The organism is Bacillus sp. BSL6, assembly GCF_052928345.1.
In genome coordinates this window covers 16,014-35,800 of sequence record NZ_JAVGCW010000011.1, presented here as the reverse complement: position 1 = coordinate 35,800, position 19,787 = coordinate 16,014, and the positions used below count along the sequence as shown (strand labels likewise).

The 19,787-nt window shown below is 34.9% G+C and carries 19 protein-coding genes; 14 read left to right on the top strand and 5 right to left on the bottom strand.

The annotated features are described in order from the left end of the window. Positions 1 to 7: 7 nt before the first annotated feature. Positions 8 to 1,657 carry a DUF2334 domain-containing protein gene (locus RCJ96_RS24685; protein ID WP_416504595.1) on the bottom strand — a complete coding sequence of 550 codons (1,650 nt, stop codon included), beginning with the start codon at positions 1,655 to 1,657 and terminating at the stop codon, positions 8 to 10. Positions 1,658 to 1,908: 251 nt separating this feature from the next. On the opposite strand from RCJ96_RS24685, the gene RCJ96_RS24680 reads away from it, so the two are divergent. After that, positions 1,909 to 2,442: a transglycosylase SLT domain-containing protein gene (locus tag RCJ96_RS24680; RefSeq protein WP_000713259.1), complete on the top strand. Its 534-nt coding sequence runs from the start codon at positions 1,909 to 1,911 to the stop codon at positions 2,440 to 2,442. A gap of 16 nt (positions 2,443 to 2,458) precedes the next feature. Here RCJ96_RS24680 and RCJ96_RS24675 read toward each other — a convergent pair whose 3' ends face one another. Continuing rightward, a complete protein-coding gene (locus RCJ96_RS24675) occupies positions 2,459 to 3,247 on the bottom strand; it encodes a DUF4931 domain-containing protein (RefSeq protein ID WP_446699868.1) in 789 nt (262 codons plus the stop codon). 134 nt (positions 3,248 to 3,381) lie between these two features. Then, on the bottom strand, positions 3,382 to 3,510 hold the full coding sequence (locus RCJ96_RS24670) for a spore coat protein B (RefSeq protein WP_080493749.1): 129 nt from the start codon (positions 3,508 to 3,510) through the stop codon (positions 3,382 to 3,384). 420 nt (positions 3,511 to 3,930) lie between these two features. Between RCJ96_RS24670 and RCJ96_RS24665 the strand changes: the two genes are divergently transcribed. Both RCJ96_RS24665 and abc-f read left to right on the top strand, forming a co-directional pair. Continuing rightward, positions 3,931 to 4,065: an RAxF-45 family protein gene (locus tag RCJ96_RS24665; protein WP_000830642.1), complete on the top strand. Its 135-nt coding sequence runs from the start codon at positions 3,931 to 3,933 to the stop codon at positions 4,063 to 4,065. A 124-nt stretch (positions 4,066 to 4,189) separates the two neighbouring features. Next, complete coding sequence (abc-f, locus tag RCJ96_RS24660; protein ID WP_270796140.1) at positions 4,190 to 6,070, top strand: ribosomal protection-like ABC-F family protein; 1,881 nt, start codon at positions 4,190 to 4,192, stop codon at positions 6,068 to 6,070. Positions 6,071 to 6,314: 244 nt separating this feature from the next. Here abc-f and RCJ96_RS24655 read toward each other — a convergent pair whose 3' ends face one another. After that, positions 6,315 to 6,512: a hypothetical protein gene (locus RCJ96_RS24655; RefSeq protein WP_242304787.1), complete on the bottom strand. Its 198-nt coding sequence runs from the start codon at positions 6,510 to 6,512 to the stop codon at positions 6,315 to 6,317. 231 nt (positions 6,513 to 6,743) lie between these two features. On the opposite strand from RCJ96_RS24655, the gene RCJ96_RS24650 reads away from it, so the two are divergent. The 6 genes from RCJ96_RS24650 to RCJ96_RS24625 all read left to right on the top strand — a co-directional run bounded on the left by RCJ96_RS24650 (position 6,744) and on the right by RCJ96_RS24625 (position 14,368). Next, complete coding sequence (locus RCJ96_RS24650) at positions 6,744 to 8,444, top strand: ABC transporter substrate-binding protein (RefSeq protein WP_242304786.1); 1,701 nt, start codon at positions 6,744 to 6,746, stop codon at positions 8,442 to 8,444. Between the two features lie 241 nt (positions 8,445 to 8,685). After that, positions 8,686 to 10,413 carry an ABC transporter substrate-binding protein gene (locus RCJ96_RS24645; RefSeq protein WP_000730667.1) on the top strand — a complete coding sequence of 576 codons (1,728 nt, stop codon included), beginning with the start codon at positions 8,686 to 8,688 and terminating at the stop codon, positions 10,411 to 10,413. Between the two features lie 108 nt (positions 10,414 to 10,521). Beyond that, positions 10,522 to 11,478: an ABC transporter permease gene (locus RCJ96_RS24640; RefSeq protein WP_000860690.1), complete on the top strand. Its 957-nt coding sequence runs from the start codon at positions 10,522 to 10,524 to the stop codon at positions 11,476 to 11,478. Positions 11,479 to 11,491: 13 nt separating this feature from the next. Next, a complete protein-coding gene (gene opp4C, locus RCJ96_RS24635) occupies positions 11,492 to 12,415 on the top strand; it encodes an oligopeptide ABC transporter permease (protein WP_242304785.1) in 924 nt (307 codons plus the stop codon). 10 nt (positions 12,416 to 12,425) lie between these two features. Then, positions 12,426 to 13,406: an ABC transporter ATP-binding protein gene (locus tag RCJ96_RS24630; RefSeq protein WP_017561955.1), complete on the top strand. Its 981-nt coding sequence runs from the start codon at positions 12,426 to 12,428 to the stop codon at positions 13,404 to 13,406. Continuing rightward, complete coding sequence (locus tag RCJ96_RS24625) at positions 13,403 to 14,368, top strand: ABC transporter ATP-binding protein (RefSeq protein WP_001294512.1); 966 nt, start codon at positions 13,403 to 13,405, stop codon at positions 14,366 to 14,368. The genes RCJ96_RS24630 and RCJ96_RS24625 overlap by 4 nt, the downstream gene beginning before the upstream one ends. A 38-nt stretch (positions 14,369 to 14,406) precedes the next feature. Here RCJ96_RS24625 and RCJ96_RS24620 read toward each other — a convergent pair whose 3' ends face one another. After that, positions 14,407 to 15,279, bottom strand: coding sequence for a Cof-type HAD-IIB family hydrolase (locus RCJ96_RS24620; RefSeq protein ID WP_242304784.1), 873 nt, complete (start codon positions 15,277 to 15,279; stop codon positions 14,407 to 14,409). Between the two features lie 514 nt (positions 15,280 to 15,793). Between RCJ96_RS24620 and RCJ96_RS24615 the strand changes: the two genes are divergently transcribed. From RCJ96_RS24615 to RCJ96_RS24595, 5 genes are all read left to right on the top strand, one after another. Then, on the top strand, positions 15,794 to 15,901 hold the full coding sequence (locus RCJ96_RS24615) for a DUF3948 family protein (protein ID WP_000664237.1): 108 nt from the start codon (positions 15,794 to 15,796) through the stop codon (positions 15,899 to 15,901). 33 nt (positions 15,902 to 15,934) lie between these two features. Continuing rightward, complete coding sequence (locus RCJ96_RS24610) at positions 15,935 to 16,054, top strand: DUF3948 family protein (protein WP_001984893.1); 120 nt, start codon at positions 15,935 to 15,937, stop codon at positions 16,052 to 16,054. Positions 16,055 to 16,364: 310 nt separating this feature from the next. Then, positions 16,365 to 17,483 (top strand): 4-hydroxyphenylpyruvate dioxygenase, encoded by a 1,119-nt coding sequence (gene hppD / locus RCJ96_RS24605; protein WP_074608841.1) that lies wholly within the window; start codon positions 16,365 to 16,367, stop codon positions 17,481 to 17,483. Positions 17,484 to 17,549: 66 nt separating this feature from the next. Then, positions 17,550 to 18,506: a fumarylacetoacetate hydrolase family protein gene (locus RCJ96_RS24600; protein WP_416504597.1), complete on the top strand. Its 957-nt coding sequence runs from the start codon at positions 17,550 to 17,552 to the stop codon at positions 18,504 to 18,506. Continuing rightward, complete coding sequence (locus tag RCJ96_RS24595; RefSeq protein WP_000499916.1) at positions 18,472 to 19,644, top strand: homogentisate 1,2-dioxygenase; 1,173 nt, start codon at positions 18,472 to 18,474, stop codon at positions 19,642 to 19,644. The genes RCJ96_RS24600 and RCJ96_RS24595 overlap by 35 nt, the downstream gene beginning before the upstream one ends. The last annotated feature ends 143 nt before the right edge of the window (positions 19,645 to 19,787 follow it).

Here is a 19,787-nt window from a genome sequence, read left to right as displayed (position 1 = left end):
TTTTGTATTAGGATTCTAATTTTTTCGCACGTCTTAATAATAAGAGAAAGACAATGACGAGGAAACCGAGTATAAGGAAAAATCCATATTTTTTTATATAATCTATTATGTCACTTGCGCTTGTTGGTTTTTCAACGTGAATGCCGTCTTTATTAGTAGTGATATGAATATCTTTCATTTTCACTTCATTTGTTTCCTTTTGTAAATCAATCCATTCTATATTTGGAATACTTTCTAGATCCTTTAGTACTTCTTTTAATGGTTTTACACCTAAGTAAGGATGATAGAATGCACCAATAACTCCATTGGATAATTTGGCAACAGATACAGCATTTGCTTTCATTTTAGCAATAGCGTGTGGTTTATCTTCTTCGATAAATCCAACTGTTTCAGGCATTAATTTCATGCCATGTAAAAATGATGGTGTACTTCTGTATGCCGGAGAGTGCATAGATTTCCAAGTTGTATCACTTAACTGTAGTTGTCCCACATAAGTTGAAAAGTATCTTGATAATATTTCATATCCTTTTTGAGACATCGTGTAATGAGGTGCTTCAAATGCGACAGGATATAATTTGGCATCTACAAGTTCTTGAATGCCTTTTTCAATATGATCAGTCGTATATTTTTCTTCAAATTCTTCCCCTTTTTTTACGTATGTATTATATGCCTCTATGTTAGGGAAATCATCTTTTGTTTTTGGTTTTTCATGCTTCGGTTGACGAATTGGTTGGTCTGTTTTTACATCCCAAAATTCAAAACCTTCACCAGTTTCACTATCATAAAATTGGTGAGTATAACCATGCATAATAATTGTTGCACCATCATCTTGCATAGAGCGTAAAAGATCGACTAGTTCGGGTTTATCTTTTAAATGTAGTGTTTTACCTGTTTCTGGATCCGTATATACAGGAATAACAGTGATCATGTATGGCATCTTTTTCTCTTTTAGTAATTCAGCAATTTCTTTTAATTGATTTATATCTGCGGCTGGATGAACGTCTTCAAGACGTAAATAAGCTTCTACCTTATTGTTCGTTGGCTTTTGTCCGAAGTAAGAAAATAACACTTCACCGATGTAATGAGACATCCAGTCAAAGAGATTTGGCGTTGCAACATAATAAGAATTATTTTGTTGTACAATTAATGGATAAGTAGTATTTCCTTTTAAAGCATTGGCAAGAATTGTTCCATTTGTATCAAGGTTTTTAATGGATCGTTCGTCCTCTAATGTATTCTTTAGTTTACGTGTTGGATATTCAATTGTATCAGAGTTTATATCTTCATTTTTAAGTGTGATAAATGAAAAACGTTTGGATAATTGTTCTATATTTTGACCTAAAACGAGTAGTGGTCCTGAGAAATTTTCTAGAAATTCTTTTGTTTCAGTGGGAAGTTCTTCTTGTTTTTCACCTATGTAAATAACATGTGTATATGAAGATTTATCAGTTATTTCAGCTAACTGTTTTATATTTTTTATTGTTATGTTATTAGTAAAATGTCCTACTTGTGTATTAAGTATTTGGGTGTCACTTGTAATTTGATCATCGCTCGAACTGTATAAAATAAGGATTTTTGGATTTTCGTTTTTTTGTGCGGAAATAGGGACAGGAATTAATAGTAGTAAACTAAATAAGAGTAGCAACCATTTTTTCATATTATTATTCTCCTAGTTTATATTTAGAATTCAGTTTACAATTATATACAAAAAATGCGTTTCAGTCTATGAAAGTTACATTTTTGCACGTATTTACCAGCTGTTTTTTCACAAAATCGGTCTAAAGCATGATGATAATATGTATAGTTATTTGCTATGATAAAAGAGTAAGAGAATGATAGAATGTGGGTAATTGTAAAGGGAAGAAGGCTGAAAGGGGACAAATTTCAGCGGAGAAAGAGGTAGAGGTAGTGAAGAAATTCTTTGTAGGATTTTTAGTTGTTCTTGGGGTGTACTTATATTTCCAAGGAAAGTCTGAAGGAATGGGAAAATTAGTAAATGAGACAAGCTATGTTGACTCAGAAGAAGCAAAACAGATGAAACAAATTATTATAGAGGAAGCAAAGAAAGTCAATCTTCCAGAATGGATACCTCTTACAATTGCCGAACATGAAAGCCGTTTAAATCCAAGAAGTGTTGGAGATAACGGAACTTCATTCGGATTGTTTCAATTGCATCGCGGTGGTGGACTTGCGCCGGATCATTTAACGGATGATGAGCTAAAAGATCCACGTACAAACGCGCAAATTGCAATGCCGCATTTAATGAAAGGATATAAGCGCGGGGTGCAAAAAGGTTTGACGGATTTTGCATTACTAAAATATATAGCAAATACATCTGGGTGGCCAGGGAATTTAGGGCCAGAGTGGACGGATAATAATATGAAGTATAACATCGGATTAGAAGATGTGTACTATCGAAATAAAGGTGTAATTAAAGAGTAGGTTTTTGATACCTACTCTATTTTTTGTGGATAATCGCGTCGTTTTGTTTTGTGAAATATGCTGCTAGTTGTATTTTCACGTCTTCTAGTTTGGTGGAAACTTGCGGTATTTTATATCCTACATACAATGGTGAAACGACAAACCTAGGAACAACTTTACAAATGATTTTTCCGTTTAAGTAATAGAAGAATAAGTTATAACTACTACATCCTTTATGGAAATCTGTCAGTATGTAACGTACAGTTTGCTGAATATAAGTTGCTAGTTCATCTATGCATCCAATATCTTCAATAATGATATTAAATTCAGTAAAACCGATAATAGGACGATCTGAAATATTGAGTTCAATGTGTTCGTTCTTTTGTACAATTACTCCTTGGAAGTTGTCGTGTTCTACGTTATTGAGGTAGTCTACATATTTCATTCCAATAATCTGCATGTGTGCATGATGCAAACTTCCACCTGAGAATGGACCATGATTTTTGTATAAAATTACAGATGTGAATTCTTCATTCTTCTGTAAATCTAACCAATGTTTAATGGAGAAACGGATTAACGATCGCATATGTTCTTCTGTATATGTCGCAATATGATCTTCACAATTATCTGTTTCGATTAGCACCGTTTGAAATGTATCTTTTAATGTAGGAAATTTGTTTTTTAGCCAAATAATTGAGCCCTCAATTGCTAAAATATCCGTTAAATTTTCTCTGTCACAAAAAGGACATGCAGCGCTTCTATTCCGGATGCTTTCTGGTTTTTGTTTGCCAATATCGTTTAAAAAGTATAGTTGTTGTGTATCCATTTGTATATATGCCCCTTTAAAATATGTGTAAAAATCCCGCTTAATACATTCGGGATAAGGAGAAGAAAATCCTTTAAAGGGAATATAAAAAATAAAAGACAAGATATCCTCATTAAGATAGGGTACCTTGTCTTTTATTTTTTCTTTAATAATGTGTATGGATAATATAAATCGTTTTTATTATGCTTCTTTTTTCTATTTTTTATTGTGTATAAGGCAATTGCTGTACTTGCGATTACAAAAATGGCTTTCTTCATATTCACATACCCCTTTTTTATTGTTGGTTTAATTCTTGGCTAACTGCTTTTGCATCAACTAGAGCGTGTAAAATCATTTTTACCATGTTCATCATATTCGTTCACTCCTTTTTATAGTTCATTTAGTTCTTTTACAACTGCTTGTCCGTTCACTAATACCTCAAAGATTGCTTTTACGATTTCTTTCATCATGATTGTTTCCTCCGTTTGTTGTCTCTCTTGTTTACATCTTTATTGTATAGGGAGGCATCTTTTCGTACTATCGCTTTCCATTACGTGAACATAACAGTTTTGTAAGATTTGATGTCACTTATTGAAATGTTTAGTCTATCTTCATTATTTTCAGAAAAATGACTATTCAAACATGAAATGGGAAAGTATAATAAAGAAGTAAGTATTAAATTCCGTACGAAAGAGGTGAATGAGATGAAACGTTCTTTAGCTGCACGTGCCAAATTTTTAGATTTTATCTATTTTTGTCGTGCGATTTTTCATGATGTAGTTGTTAACGGGATACGTCTGTCCTTTTTTAACAATTGCATAGTAGCTATAGAACGATAGAAATCTCTTCACCCATTTTTAATAAACGTGTGAAAAGGGAGCTATTTAGCTTCCTTTTTCTATGCCGAAAACCATGGGGAATGTTTCTTTCCCATGGTTTTTTATATTGAAAGGAGTACGGAAAATGACAATTTGTAGTGTAAATAATGTAACGAAATCTTTTGGTGGAAACATCATATTTGAAAATATATCGCTTGAAATAAAGAATGGTGAACGTGTTGGATTAGTTGGTCGTAACGGTAGCGGGAAGACAACAATCTTTCAGCTTTTAACTGGAATGGAAAGTTTGGATGCAGGGGCCATTCATATGAAGAAAGGTATACGTATTGGTCATGTGGCACAAATGCCGAAATTTGATGAGAGTATGACTGTATATGAAGTATTGAGTTCCGCTTTTAAAATAGAAAAGGAATTAGAAAGAGAAATGCGTACTTTAGAAAAAGATATGGCGGAAGAACAGGAATCTTCTGTTTTACAAAAATTAATGGAAAGATACGGAATCATCCAAGAAAAGTTTGCGTTTCTTGGTGGTTATGAAATCGAAGCGAACATTATGAAGGTAGCAAATGGTTTACAGGTGACAGAACTATTCCCACGATCATTTGTGGAGATAAGTGGTGGGGAGCAAACAAAAGTAAGCCTTGCATACATGCTGTTGCAGAAACCAGATTTACTTTTATTAGATGAACCAACCAATCATTTAGATTTATTTGCAGTCGAATGGTTAGAGCAATTTTTAAAAGAATACAACGGAACAGTTATGGTTATTTCACATGATCGCTATTTCCTTGATGAAGTTGTAACGAAGATCTTTGATTTAGAAGATGGAGAGATTCACGTGTATCATACAAACTATTCTCGGTTTGTTGAAGAGAAGGAAGAAAGGTTGCTTCAGGAGTTTCAGGCTTATCAAGAACAGCAAAAGAAAATAAAGAAAATGAAAGAAGCAATTAAGCGACTACGTGAATGGGCAAATCAGGCGAATCCTCCGAATGAAGGATTGCATAAGAGAGCGAGAAGTATGGAACGTGCACTGGAACGTATGGAAAAACTAAAGAAACCTATTTTAGAACGAAAACAAATGGGACTTCAGTTTGAAGGGCAAGAGAGAAGTGGAAAAGATGTTGTTGTAATGAAAGAAGTGAGTAAAGGGTTTGCGGAACATCTTTTATTTAACGAAGCAAACTTACATGTTCGTTTTCAAGAGCGTGCAGCTATCGTTGGTCGTAATGGTACAGGAAAGACAACGCTATTAAAGTTATTATTAGAAGAAATAGAACCAGACGCTGGAGAAATTCGAATTGGAAGTAGTGTGAAAATCGGTTATCTATCCCAGCATGCGTACGGAAATATGAAGATTAATGTATTGGAGGCTTTCAGGGAATGTGTAGCTGTAACAGAGGGAGAAGCGAGACATATATTAGCTAAATTTTTATTTTATGGTCCAGTGGTGTTTAAGAAAGTAACGCAACTGAGCGGTGGAGAAAAAATGAGGTTAAGACTTGCACAACTTATGTATCAAGATATCAATTTTTTAATTTTAGATGAGCCGACAAATCATCTCGACATTGAATCAAGAGAAGTTTTAGAGGAAGCTCTTGAACAATATAATGGAACGATTTTAGCTGTTTCACATGATCGTTATTTTTTAAATAAGTTATTTGAAAAGACGTATTGGATTGATGAGCGTAAATTATTTGAGTTTGCAGGGAACTATGCATGGGCGCGTCAAAAGTGGGAGGAAAAGCTCGAGACACAAGTAATAAAGCAGCAACGCCAAGGAAGAAAAAATATTGAAACAGTCCCTGTAAAAAAGAAAGAAGTTAGGAATATTGAGGAGATTGAAACCGAGTTAATGCATGTTGAAGAAGATATATATACGCTTGAGTGTAAGATGGAACAAGTAGTTGATGTTGAAATGCTTGAACAATTGTATGAAGAAAAAACGAAGAAAGAGTTGTTACGAGCGGAGTTATATAATGAGTTAGAGAATATTGTGGAGTGAAAAATAAAAAGCGAATCCCTTTCAGTTTTACTGAAGGGATTCGCTTTTTTATACTGCTGTTTTGCTTTAAGAGATAAATAAAAGTTGTGTTTCACGTGAAACAGTAAATTTGATAAATCTTTGTTTCGTAACTTGCATAGATTGTGAAACATAAATCGTATTAGGAGCTTTTTAGATCGGTTAATTATTTCCCGAGACATAAGTATGTGTAACGGCAAAGCATGATTGAAAACAAAAAACAGAGTTACAGCTTTACACGCTGAACTCTGTTTTCTTTTTGTGTCTTGTCTTCTCTTGTTGAAATGATAATAGCGATCCCGAGCATCATAAAAAAAGCTAAAAAGAGGACGAACTTTGGGAAGAATGGGAATAGTAATAGCGCCCCGACTATCATAATTGTTAATAATACGTAGTGAAGGACGTATTGGAATAGGTTGTCCATGTTTTCGCCCCCTTTTTGGTAATTGGTTATTAGTATTCTATGTTTCATATTGAACGAATAGAAGTGAATTTTTAAGTTTTTTTATACGAATTAAAAGAGAATGATTGACATGTTTAAAGGAAAGGACTAATCTTGAAATTAATTCATAGTATTTTTATAGGAAAAATAAAAATAGTTACAGTGAGAGGTTTATGTTGTTACATACTCAGAAAGGAAGTAAGGGTGAAAATGATGCGAAAAACTTTTAAAGGAGTACTGGCTACATGTCTTAGTGTGTCAGTATTGCTAGCCGGATGTGGTCAAGAGGAAGCAAGTACAAACGAGGCCAGGAACGTCCCGAAAGTAAAAGATGAATTTATTCAGGCAAGCGACAAAGCAAAAAGTCCCGTAAAAGCAAAAGAAAGAAAAGATACTTTTGTAGTTGGAATGCCGAGTCCTGGAGGGATATTCCTTCCGCACTTTATGGAGAATGGATGGGATGGTAATATAACGCAAGCTATCTTTGCTCCTCTTGTTGGACTCGATAAGGAAGGGAAATCAATTCCTATTTTGGCGAAGAAGTGGGATATTTCAGAGAATCAGCTTACATACACATTCCATTTGAAAGATAATTTAAAGTTTAGTGATGGTTCACCGTTAACTGCAGATGATGTAGCATTTACATTAACGCTATTACACGATCCAACTTATAGTGGAGCGACTGATATAAGTCAAACAGCAATAAAGGGTGGGCAAGCGTATAAAGAAGGAAAGGCAACCTCTATTGAAGGAATTCAAGTCATTGATCCGAAAACAATTACGATTACGACTGAAAAGGTAAATGCTCAAACACTATCATTAATCGGTGGAGAAGTTATATCTAAAGCTTATTACGGGAAAGAGTATAAACAAGGGCACCTAGAGTATTTAAAAGAGTTGTATGGAAAACCGATGGGAGCAGGAGCTTATAAGTTAGATAAATATATTCCTGGTCAAGAGGTTCGATTTGTAGCTAATGAAAATTATTTTGAAGGAAAACCGAAGATTGAGCACTTTATTTATAAAATTTCAAAAGGTGATACAAAGCTACAACAATTTCAAGCCGGGGAAGTAGATTATGATGGTTTTACGACAAACACGGAGACGATTGAACAGTTAAAGGATTTAGGTTTTGCCAATATTAATGTATATACAGGAAGCTCTTATGGTTACATTAAAATGAATTATAAGAAACCATACTTTAAAGATAAGCGTGTCCGCCAAGCATTTATTTACGGATTAGAGCGTCAAAAAGTTATTGATACGTATTTCCAAGGTTATGCTTCACTCGTTAATGTACCGATTACGCCAGTTTCTTGGGCGTATACAGAAGAAGGGATTAATAAATATGAGTATAACTTAGAGAAAGCAAAGAAATTATTGGATGAGGCTGGATGGAGAGCTGGTTCAGATGGAATTCGCGAAAAAGATGGCCAAAAATTGAAGGTAAGTTATTTTGCTTCTTCTGCAAGTAAAATAAATGATGTAATGATCCCGGTGATGAAAGAGAATTATAAAAAGCTTGGTGTAGAGTTTAACCCAGAATATATGGACTTTAATACGATGATTTCAAAAGTGATAAAAGGTGATTATGATTTAGCAATGGTATCTACGCCAATGATTGATGATCCGAGTGGAACAATTGAGGAGTTTGTTTCGACAAGTAAACGAAACTATGATGGATACCATAATCCGAAAGTAGATGAATTAGCGAAGCAGGCGCTAGAAACATTAGATATTGAAAAACGAAAAGAAATTTATAAAAAGTTGTACCAGGAGTTGAGTGAAGATCCGCCTGTAATCTTCTTAAATAATAGTAAAGTTGTGTCTGCACATCATGCGCGCATTCAAGGATTACAAGAAGATAACTATAACGGTATCTTGTTAAGTTTACCTAAATTAAAGATAGAATAATAATTTTTGAAAAATTTTAAAAATATTTATTTAGAAAGAATTGACAAAATATAACGGAAGATATAAGCTAATAACCATAAAGTCTACCGGAAAGGTCGGAATAGGATTGTTACCCCTCAAAAACATCTATTTTTTTACGATTAAAACCGACTTTTCCGATTGGCTATAAATGTGCTGTGGGAGGCATACATAAGGTAATAAGTTCACAGGGTATAACTATTAAAAAGTTAGGGTGGGGACAATGAAGAAAAAGACAAAAAAATGGGCTGGTGTATTTTCGGTATTACTGAGTAGTTCGCTTGTGTTATCTGCTTGTGGGGGACAGGAAGATACTGCTTCTACAGAACCGGTAAAAAAACAAGACTTAAAAGACGCTAAGATTGAATCAATTCCAGCTACAGATAAAAAGAAAAGTCCAGAGAAAGCAAATCAGCGAAAGGATACTTTTATTACGGCCATTTCTAAGCCAGGGGGAGTTTTTCTTCCATATTTCCAAGAGAATGGTTGGGATGGAAATGTAACGTCTGTAATTTTTGCATCACTAGTAACAACAGACAAACAAAGTAAACCCATTCCGGACCTTGCAGAAAAATGGGATATTTCTGCTGACCAGTTAACATATACATTCCATTTACGTAAAAATCTAAAATTTAGTGATGGTTCGCCTTTAACGGCTGAGGACGTAGCATTTACATTAACACTACTTCATGATAAAGCGTATGAAGGTGGAATGGACATTGCTCAGTATGCTGTTAAAGGTGGAAAAGAATATAAAGAAGGAAAAGCAACTTCTATTGAAGGAATTCAAGTTATTGATCCACAAACAATTAAAATTACAACTGAAAAAGTTAATTCACAGGCGCTAATTAATTTAGGTGGTCCAGTGCTATCAAAAGCTTATTATGGAAAAGATTATAAACAAAATACAAGTTTAGACTATTTAAAAGCATTATATGGGCAACCAATTGCGGCGGGTCCATATAAATTTGAAAAATATGTTCCAGGTCAAGAAGTACGCTTTGTTGCTAACGAACATTATTATGCAGGTAAACCAAAAATCCAAAACTTTATTTACAAAATCACATCAGGTGATACTGGATTCCAATTATTCCAAACCGGTGAACTGGACTATAGTGGATTTAGAGCAAATCCTGAGAATATAGACCAATTAAAAGGATTAGAGTTTGCAAACATTAATCTTGAATCATCAAGTGATATTGCTTATATCTATGTAAATAATAAGAAATCGTATTTGAAAGATAAAAAGGTACGTCAAGCACTTACTTATGGATTAGACCGTAAGAAGTATGTGGATACAGCTTTACAAGGATATGGATCTGTTGCTAACGTACCAATTGCGCCAGTTTCATGGGCATATACAGAAGAAGGTATTAATAAATATCCACACGACGTAGAAAAGGCTAAAAAATTATTAGATGAGGCTGGTTGGAAGGTAGGTTCTGACGGGGTTCGTGAAAAAGATGGTCAAAAATTAAAATTAACATACTACGCATCAAATACAGGTAAAACAAATGATATCTTTATTCCAATTGCAAAAGAAAGTTACAAAGAAATAGGTGTTGAATTAAATCCAGAGTTGATGGACTTTAATACGATGCTTTCAAAAGTAGGGAAAGGTGACTACGATTTAGCGGCAGTTTCAACACCAGGAATTAGTGATCCAAGTGAAGTTGTAAGTGATTACTTATCGACTAATCCAAAAAGTGATACGGGTTACAGTAATCCGAAAGTAGATGACTTGATCGTAAAAGGCATAGGGACGACAGATATTGAAAAACGTAAAGCAATTTATAAAGAACTGTATAAAGAGTTAAGTGATGATCCACCAGTTATTTTATTAAATTATCGTAAACTACTTTATGCTCATAATGCACGTATAAAAGGAATTGATCCAGAAAAGTACGATAGCATCAGTTCCAACTTACCAGTGTTATCTATTGAACAATAAGGGTTGACCTAAATAATAGAAGACGTTTTTTCACACAGCAAGGTAATGGTAGCTGTTTTGAAAAAATGTTCTTCTATTTTTAAGTAAATAGGATTGGGGAGACAAAAGGTGAAAACATATATCATTCGTAGGTTCCTTCAAATGATCCCTACATTGTTTGGCACATCTATTATTATTTTTTTCTTATTTGCACTTTTGCCGGGAGATTATATTGATTCAAATCCAAAGTTAACACCAGAGAGAGCCCAAGAATTAAGGGAATTATACGGCTTAAACAAACCAATTATTGAAAGGTATTTTCATTGGTTAGTGAATGCTTTGCATGGTGATTTTGGATTTTCTTTACAGTATCAAGAACCGGTAACTTCATTACTTAATAAATTCATTTGGAATACATTTATCGTTGCTGTTGCAGCTTTATTTTTCACTTGGATTATTGCTCTTATTATTGGGGTTATTTCTGCAACAAAGCAGCACTCTTGGTTTGATAGATTGGTAACAATCGGTGTCTTTGCAGCAATGTCATTTCCATCATTCTTTATTGGACTATTTTTAATTAAATTATTAGCAGTTGATTTAAAGTTATTACCTATTGGTGGCATGATTGATATTGGGAGTAACTCAACAGGGATAGCATACATATTAGAAGTATTACGTCATATGATTCTACCTGTATTTATTTTAACGCTTCTTGGTGTAGGATCGTTAACACGATATTTTAGAACCGGCATGTTGGATGTTATTAGACAAGATTATATTCGTACCGCTCGTGCAAAAGGCTTAAAAGAAAGAAGCGTTATTTATAAACATGCATTGAAAAATGCAATTTTGCCAGCAATTACATTACTCGCTTTTGAATTACCGGGTTTATTTTCAGGAGCTATTATTATTGAACAGATTTTTAATTGGCCAGGGATTGGGAGTATTCAATTAGAGGCATTAAACTTCCGTGATTATACGGTATTAATGGCGTTTACAATGTTTCTTTCTTGTTTAACAATTATGGCTAATTTCTTAGCTGATATTGTATATGCGTTTGTTGATCCAAGAATTCGATTGAAGTAAAGGGGGGAAAGATATGGAGACTATTACACCAATAATAGAGAAAAAGAAAGAACGGAAAAAGAAAAATGAATCATCACCATGGCGCCAAGCGTATAAAAAAATTAAGAAAAATAAGATGGCGTTATATGGATTATACGTTTTAATATTTATGTTTTTATTTAGTTTTATCGGTCCAATCTTTTCACCATATGCTGATGGAAAAGTACAAGTAACACAAATTAATAAACCACCTAACCTATCACATTGGCTTGGAACAGACCAATTGGGACGGGATATTTTAACTAGACTTATGCAAGCAGGACGTATTTCATTAACGATTGGTTTAGCGTCGATGCTACTATCCGTTATACTAGGTGCTTTATTAGGAGCAATTGCTGGTTTTTATCGAGGTATTGTAGACCATTTAATTATGCGTGTTGCAGATGTGTTAATGTCCATTCCGGGATTACCGCTACTTATTATAATGGGAGCGATTTTATCAGAATGGAAATTACCATCAGAATACCGTTTATATGTTGTAATGATTATTTTAAGTTTAGTAGGATGGCCAGGGCTTGCTCGTCTTGTGAGAGGGCAAATTTTAACATTGCGGGAGCAAGCCTTTATGCAAGCAGCAGATGTATTAGGATTAAAGGATTCTCGAAAAATTATTCATCATTTAATTCCTAATGTCTTTCCGTTACTTATTGTTGTAGCAACTTTGGGCGTGGCTGGATCTATTTTAAGTGAGTCCGCACTAAGCTACTTAGGTCTCGGCGTTGTCCCACCTACACCATCATGGGGGAATATGATTAGTGCAGCGAACTCATTACTTGATTTCCAAAAGCGCCCATGGTTATGGATTCCGCCTGGTTTTGCAATCTTTATAACAGTTGTATCCATTAATTTACTTGGTGATGCACTTCGTGATGCGTTAGATCCAAAGATGAGACGGTAGGTGAGGGAATATGAGTAAAGCGGTAGTAGAGTTGAAAGACTTACAAACACACTTTCAGACAGAAGAAGGAACAGTAAAAGCTGTGAATCATGTTAGTTTTTCTGTTCGAGAAGGTGAAACTGTTTGTGTTGTAGGTGAATCTGGTTGCGGGAAAAGTGTAACGGCTTTATCTATTATGGGACTTATTGCTGAATCAGGTAGTGTAGTAGGTGGAGATATTTTATATGAAGGAAAAAGTCTTTTAGGAATGAAAGAGAAAGAGCTTCGTAGTTTACGAGGGAATGATATTGCGATGATTTTCCAAGAACCGATGACATCGCTAAATCCAGTCTTTACTGTAGGGGAACAAATTGTAGAGACGTTAAGGGAACATGAATTACTTAGTAAAAATGAAGCATATAAGAAGGCAATTGAGTTAATTCGTAAAGTCGGTATAGCCCGCGCGGATGAAATCGTCCATTCTTATCCACACGAACTGAGCGGTGGTATGTTACAACGTATTATGATTGCTGTTGCACTTAGTTGTAATCCTAAGTTATTAATTGCTGATGAACCGACAACGGCTCTTGATGTTACCATTCAGGCTCAAATATTAGATTTATTAAGGCAAATAAAAAAGGAATTTAAAACATCCATTTTATTAATTACACATGATTTAGGTGTTGTAGCAGAAATGGCGGATTACGTTGTCGTTATGTATGGCGGGAAAGTTATTGAAGAAGCCCCGGTACTAGAGATATTTCAAAATCCGAAACACCCATATACGAAAGGATTGTTGAAATCAAAACCAGTGATGGGAAAACGAATAGATAAACTATATTCTATTCCAGGGCAAGTTCCTAATTTAGTTGGTTTGGATGAGTTTTGCTACTTTAGCGGTCGTTGTGAGCATTGTATGGAAATATGTAAAGAAGAAGCACCAAATTTGAATGTACATGATGAGAATCATAAAGTAGCTTGCTGGTTATATGAGGAGCGTGCGGAACAATGAGTGAACCATTATTAGAAGTAAAAAACTTAAAAACATATTTTCCAATTAAAGGCGGCATATTTAGTAGAACGGTTGGACATGTAAAAGCAGTTGATGGAGTAAGTTTTACTATTAATAAAGGTGAAGTATTCGGCCTCGTTGGTGAATCGGGAAGCGGAAAAACGACGATAGGAAAAACAATTTTACGTCTCGTCCAAAAAACGGAAGGGGAAGTGAAGTTTAAAGGGCAAGATGTTCACTCTTTATCTAAGGAAGAATTGAGAAAACATCGTCCTAATATGCAACTGGTCTTCCAAGATCCATTTAGCTCATTAAATCCGAGAATGAGAATTGGGGAGGCGCTTGGTGAGCCGATGTTAGCCCACGGATTAGCAACGAAAGAAAATGTTCGTGAAAAAGTGACAGAAGTATTAGAGTTATGTGGCTTAGCCCCATATCATATTGACCGATACCCCCATGAGTTTTCTGGTGGACAACGTCAACGTATCGTTATCGCAAGAGCTATGGTATTAAACCCGGAATTTATTGTAGCTGACGAACCTGTGGCAGCGCTAGATGTATCTATTCAAGCACAGATCATTAATTTATTTAGTGAGTTACAGGAGAAAAAGGGACTATCTTATTTGTTCATTTCACATGATTTAAGTGTAGTCGAACATTTATGTACGAAAATCGGGATTATGTATTTAGGAACGATTGTGGAGACAGCGCCGCGTGATGAGTTATTTACGAATCCACTTCATCCGTATACAAAAGCATTGTTATCGGCTGTGCCAATACCAGATCCAACAGTGAAGCGAGAGAGAATCATACTAGAGGGTGACATTCCAAGTCCAGCGAATCCACCTTCGGGGTGTCGTTTTCATACACGTTGCCCGTTTGCAACAGATATTTGTAAACAAACGGTACCGGAATTTCGTAATGTTGGTGAGGAGCATTTTGTTGCTTGTCATCATGTATAAAAGAAAAAGGACTCTTTCAAATAGAAAGAGTCCTTTTTTTATTTACTAGATGAAGTTTGTTTCAATACAAATTGCTCGATTGCATGAGCAACACCATGTTCATTGTTTGTTAATGTTACAACATCACATAGTTTTTTTACATCTTCTTCAGCGTTTCCCATTGCAACTGATAAACCAGCTGCTTCTAACATGGGTACATCGTTAAAATTGTCACCGATAGCAACTGTATCTTCAATTGGTATATTAAAATGGGCTGCCATTTGTTTCAGTCCATTTCCTTTATGTCCATTCTTGTCCATAATTTCTAAATTAGTAGGAGCAGATGCTGTAACCATAATATCAGTATCTTCTTGTAACATACTTAATAGCTGTGTGCGATGCCCTGCGTTAAATGTCAAAATAAAGAATTTAGATATTTCTAATTCTGGATTATTTACAACATCTTCAATCTTTTGAAAATCAGTAATTAAGTTTGACTTCTTTTGTTTTTCTGTAATTCTTTCAAGTTCCTCGAGTGTAACATCTAGTGCATGCTTGTTTTCTTCGAACGCTTGCATGACTTGATCTTGCCATGTATACGGAGAATAAACTCCTTTATTCGTATATAGTTTATAAGGAAAACCCTCAGATTCTAGTAATTTTGCAAGCTTGTATACTTTATCGTTTTGTAAACAACGCGAGTTAATTACTTTTCCATCCACATAAACAATTGCCCCATTGCTCGCTCCAACTGGAAGAGATAGTTTATATTCTTCCAATAATTTCAAAGCATCCTCTTTTGCACGGCCAGAACAAATCATGACAATATGACCAGCCTCTTTTGCAGTTTGGATAGCTTGTAAGTTCTCTTTGGAGATTTCAAGATTAGATGATAGTAGTGTACCATCCATATCTAATGCGATTAATTTCAAAATGACCACCTCTTTGCTTTTATTATACATAGTTATATGAAGGAAACATATAAACTTATCTTGGAAAGATTGTATTTTATCCCGCATTAACGGGCTGCCCGTAAAAGTCCGATTGGTGAGGGCTGATTAAAGTTTCACTTTATCTCGCATGAATTGTTAGTAATCGTTTGATAGATTCTAACGTATTTATTTGAATATGTACTTTAATTTGTAACAAAAGTAGAGGTGAGTATGGCGATATTTCGTTATATGACTGTAATGTTACAATAACATTACGAACATAAACTTAGTAGAAACTGCATTAAAACAAGGTTTTTAAGGGTGTTTATAAAAAAACGTAAAAAAAGTGTAATAAAATTTACGTAATTATATTGCAAGGTAACAATAGTTATGTTACATTAATGTTACAAACGTTACGTTATTAAATTCAATGTAACACTAACATAAAAACTATGAAATAAACATTTCTTAGAAATTACATATAGATAACTTATTAAAAAGGAGGATACATAATATGAAAGAGCAAGTATTACAAGTAACAAAAGGTGACTTCGTAGGATCAGCAAGTGGAGCAGTAGTATTAACAGCGTTAATCGTATTTCTATCAAGTGTATTAGTGTAATAGAAGTTTTAAATCCTATAAAACGAAAGGAGAATGAGGAATATGAACAGTGAACAAGTGTTACAAGTAACAAAAACAGATTTATTAGGATCATTAGGTGGAGCGGTAGTATTAACATCATTTATTCTATTCCTTGCAAAAGTATTAGTATGAGACATATAAATACAATTATTCAAAAAAAATAAAGACTCTAGCATATTAGTAAGTAATTAATATGTTGGGGTCTTTTTTATTTTTCTTCTATATATCCCTTCAAGTATGAATAGCCCCTCTATATTTTAAAGAGAAAAAAGTCGAATTTTATATGTAAGAAAAAAAGAGGAATTTGACAGAAAAGATAGAAAATTTTAAAGGTCAGAATTTGTTAGCTTGCTAACTAATTTCTATTAATTGATGTTGGAAGCGTTTTCGGTTGGTTTTAAGTATGAACCATTTAATCTATTTACAGGGGGATGAGGATTTTATGAAACAAAAATCTATGGATACGCTAGCTGCACAAATGGAGGACTTTTTTCCAGTACGTGATGTAGATCATTTGGAATTTTACGTAGGAAATGCAAAGCAATCAAGTTATTATCTTGCGAGAGCATTCGGATTCAAAATTGTGGCTTACTCTGGATTAGAAACTGGTAATCGTGAAAAAGTATCTTATGTTCTTGTGCAAAAAAATATGCGTTTCGTTGTGTCTGGGGCTTTAAATAGTGACAATCGTATTGCAGAGTTTGTAAAGACTCATGGTGATGGCGTGAAAGATGTGGCATTACTTGTTGACGATGTTGATAAAGCATACTCAGAAGCGGTGAAACGTGGTGCCGTCGCAATTGCTCCGCCTGTAGAGTTAACAGATGAGAACGGTACATTGAAAAAAGCAGTTATTGGTACGTATGGTGATACAATTCATACGCTTGTAGAGCGTAAAAATTATAAAGGGACATTTATGCCAGGATTCCAAAAGGCTGAGTTTGATATTCCATTTGAAGAGTCAGGTTTAATTGCTGTAGACCATGTAGTTGGTAATGTTGAAAAGATGGAAGAGTGGGTTAGTTATTACGAGAACGTTATGGGCTTTAAACAAATGATCCATTTTGATGATGATGATATTAGTACAGAGTATTCAGCATTAATGTCGAAGGTTATGACAAATGGAAGTCGTATTAAGTTCCCTATTAACGAGCCAGCAGATGGAAAGAGAAAATCACAAATTCAAGAATATCTAGAGTTTTATAATGGAGCAGGTGTACAGCATCTTGCTTTACTAACAAATGACATTGTTAAAACAGTAGAAGCGCTACGTGCAAATGGTGTGGAGTTTTTAGATACACCAGATACTTATTATGATGAGTTAACTGCACGAGTTGGAAAAATTGATGAGGAAATTGATAAGTTGAAAGAATTAAAGATTTTAGTAGATCGCGATGATGAAGGATACTTACTACAAATCTTTACGAAACCAATTGTAGATCGTCCAACTTTATTTATTGAAATCATTCAGCGTAAAGGTTCTCGTGGATTTGGAGAAGGAAACTTTAAAGCGTTGTTCGAATCAATTGAAAGAGAACAAGAGCGTCGCGGGAACTTATAAAATTTATATCCACCAGCAATCATTCTTTTGCTGGTGGAAATTTCATTTTCATAAGGAGGAATCATGATGAAATTTGTTACATTTCGTCTTCCTTCAAAAGAAATGCGAGCTGGATGGCTTGAAGGTGACAAAGTAATCGATATGAATCTTGCTAGTGATGGGAAATTACCTTCTTCTATGTTCGCCTTTTTAGAGAAAGCGGATGAGTATGTAGAAGTATTGCGTAATATTAAGAACCCGGAAAAGGGCATATATTCTTTAGAGGAAGTGCAATTAGCAGCAGCGATTCCTAATCCGAGTAGTATTAGGGATTTTTATGCATTTGAACAGCACGTAAAAACGGCACGTGGCCGAAGAGGGCTAGATGTTGTACCTGAATGGTACGATATACCGGTTTTTTATTTTACGAACCATCGTGCTGTAATTGGTCCAGATGATGTTGTAATTAGTCCGAAGAAATCTAAAAAACTTGATTATGAGTTAGAGATTGCTTGCGTAATTGGGAAAGAAGGAAGAAATATTTCTCGTGAGCAAGCAGAGGAATATATTTTTGGTTATTGTATTATGAATGATTGGAGTGCAAGGGACTTACAAGCAACAGAAATGAAGGTAGGACTTGGTCCAGCGAAAGGAAAAGATTTTGCAACTTCATTAGGAGCGTACCTTGTTACGAAAGAGGAACTAGATATTTATCGTAATGGTGACCGTTATGAGTTAGAGATGACTGCTCATGTAAATGGAAAGCTATTATCAAAAGGGAACTTCCAAGATATTTACTATACATTTGCTGAAATGATTGAACGTGCTTCGGAAGACGTTACGTTATATCCAGGCGATGTGATTGGTTCTGGAACAGTAGGAACAGGTTGTATTTTAGAACTAGGCACAGAAGAGTGGCTACAAGATGGTGATGTGGTAGAACTTACGATTACTGGTTTAGGTACATTACGTAATACGGTCAAAATAGAAAGGGAAGCAGGTGATGGGCATGTTTTATCGTCACATGGGGGAGCTACCTCATAAACGACATGTACAATTCCGTAAAAAAGATGGGTCGCTTTATCGTGAACAGGTAATGGGAACAAAAGGTTTTTCTGGTACGCAATCTATTTTGTATCATCATTATATGCCAACGGAAGTAGGGCATGCGGCATTATCTCATTCTTGTCAGTTGCAGTATGAAGAAGATGTTGCTCTTTCTCATCGTCACTTTCGCACGAAAGAAAATAAAAAAAGTGGTGATGCAGTAAGCGGAAGAAACTTTATACTTGGGAATGAGGATTTATTAATCGGAGTAGTGAGCCCAACAGAAAAAATGGATTATTTCTACCGTAATGGTGATGGCGATGAAATGTTGTTTGTCCATTACGGAACAGGAAAAATTGAAACGATGTTTGGAACGATTCATTATCGAAAAGGCGATTATGTAACAATTCCAATTGGAACGATTTATCGTGTTATTCCGGATGAAGGAGAGACTAAGTTTCTTGTTGTAGAGGCAAATAGTCAAATTACAACACCGCGTCGCTATCGTAATGAATATGGACAATTGCTAGAGCATAGTCCGTTTTGTGAGAGAGATATTCGTGGTCCTGAAAAATTAGAGACGTATGATGAAAAAGGTGAGTTTGTCGTAATGACAAAGTCGAGGGGATATATGCATAAACATGTTTTAGGACATCATCCGTTAGACGTTGTTGGTTGGGATGGCTATTTATATCCGTGGGTCTTTAATGTAGAGGACTTTGAACCAATTACAGGTCGTATTCATCAGCCACCTCCAGTACATCAAACGTTCGAGGGTCACAATTTCGTTATTTGTTCTTTCGTACCACGTTTATATGACTATCATCCAGAATCTATTCCGGCACCGTATTATCATAGTAACGTGAATAGTGATGAAGTACTGTACTATGTAGAAGGTAACTTTATGAGCCGAAAAGGTGTGGAGGAAGGGTCTATTACACTTCATCCGAGCGGCATTCCTCACGGTCCACATCCTGGGAAAACAGAGGCGAGTATAGGGAAAAAAGAAACGCTTGAATTAGCTGTTATGATAGATACATTCCGTCCGCTTCGTATTGTAAAACAAGCACATGAAACAGAAGATGAAAAATATATGTATAGCTGGATTGAAGAGGGATCATATACTGTGAAATAAATAAAAAGAGGCATGCTCAATAACGAAGCATGCCTCTTTTATGGAATCGACATGTATAATAATACCAAAAAAAGTTATAGAAAGATATATAGAAAGAATGATCAAGATAATGCGTATTCATAAGAATTTCTACTTATTTCGAC

Bases quoted from the DNA above. Each gene is read 5' to 3' on its own strand.
- RCJ96_RS24685 (WP_416504595.1), bottom strand. From the start codon at position 1,657: ATGAAAAAATGGTTGCTACTCTTATTTAGTTTACTACTATTAATTCCT.
- RCJ96_RS24675 (WP_446699868.1), bottom strand. From the start codon at position 3,247: ATGGATACACAACAACTATACTTTTTAAACGATATTGGCAAACAAAAA.
- RCJ96_RS24665 (WP_000830642.1), top strand. From the start codon at position 3,931: ATGAAACGTTCTTTAGCTGCACGTGCCAAATTTTTAGATTTTATCTAT.
- abc-f (WP_270796140.1), top strand. From the start codon at position 4,190: ATGACAATTTGTAGTGTAAATAATGTAACGAAATCTTTTGGTGGAAAC.
- RCJ96_RS24655 (WP_242304787.1), bottom strand. From the start codon at position 6,512: ATGGACAACCTATTCCAATACGTCCTTCACTACGTATTATTAACAATT.
- RCJ96_RS24650 (WP_242304786.1), top strand. From the start codon at position 6,744: ATGCGAAAAACTTTTAAAGGAGTACTGGCTACATGTCTTAGTGTGTCA.
- RCJ96_RS24645 (WP_000730667.1), top strand. From the start codon at position 8,686: ATGAAGAAAAAGACAAAAAAATGGGCTGGTGTATTTTCGGTATTACTG.
- opp4C (WP_242304785.1), top strand. From the start codon at position 11,492: ATGGAGACTATTACACCAATAATAGAGAAAAAGAAAGAACGGAAAAAG.
- RCJ96_RS24630 (WP_017561955.1), top strand. From the start codon at position 12,426: ATGAGTAAAGCGGTAGTAGAGTTGAAAGACTTACAAACACACTTTCAG.
- RCJ96_RS24625 (WP_001294512.1), top strand. From the start codon at position 13,403: ATGAGTGAACCATTATTAGAAGTAAAAAACTTAAAAACATATTTTCCA.
- RCJ96_RS24615 (WP_000664237.1), top strand. From the start codon at position 15,794: ATGAAAGAGCAAGTATTACAAGTAACAAAAGGTGACTTCGTAGGATCA.
- RCJ96_RS24610 (WP_001984893.1), top strand. From the start codon at position 15,935: ATGAGGAATATGAACAGTGAACAAGTGTTACAAGTAACAAAAACAGAT.
- hppD (WP_074608841.1), top strand. From the start codon at position 16,365: ATGAAACAAAAATCTATGGATACGCTAGCTGCACAAATGGAGGACTTT.
- RCJ96_RS24600 (WP_416504597.1), top strand. From the start codon at position 17,550: ATGAAATTTGTTACATTTCGTCTTCCTTCAAAAGAAATGCGAGCTGGA.
- RCJ96_RS24595 (WP_000499916.1), top strand. From the start codon at position 18,472: ATGTTTTATCGTCACATGGGGGAGCTACCTCATAAACGACATGTACAA.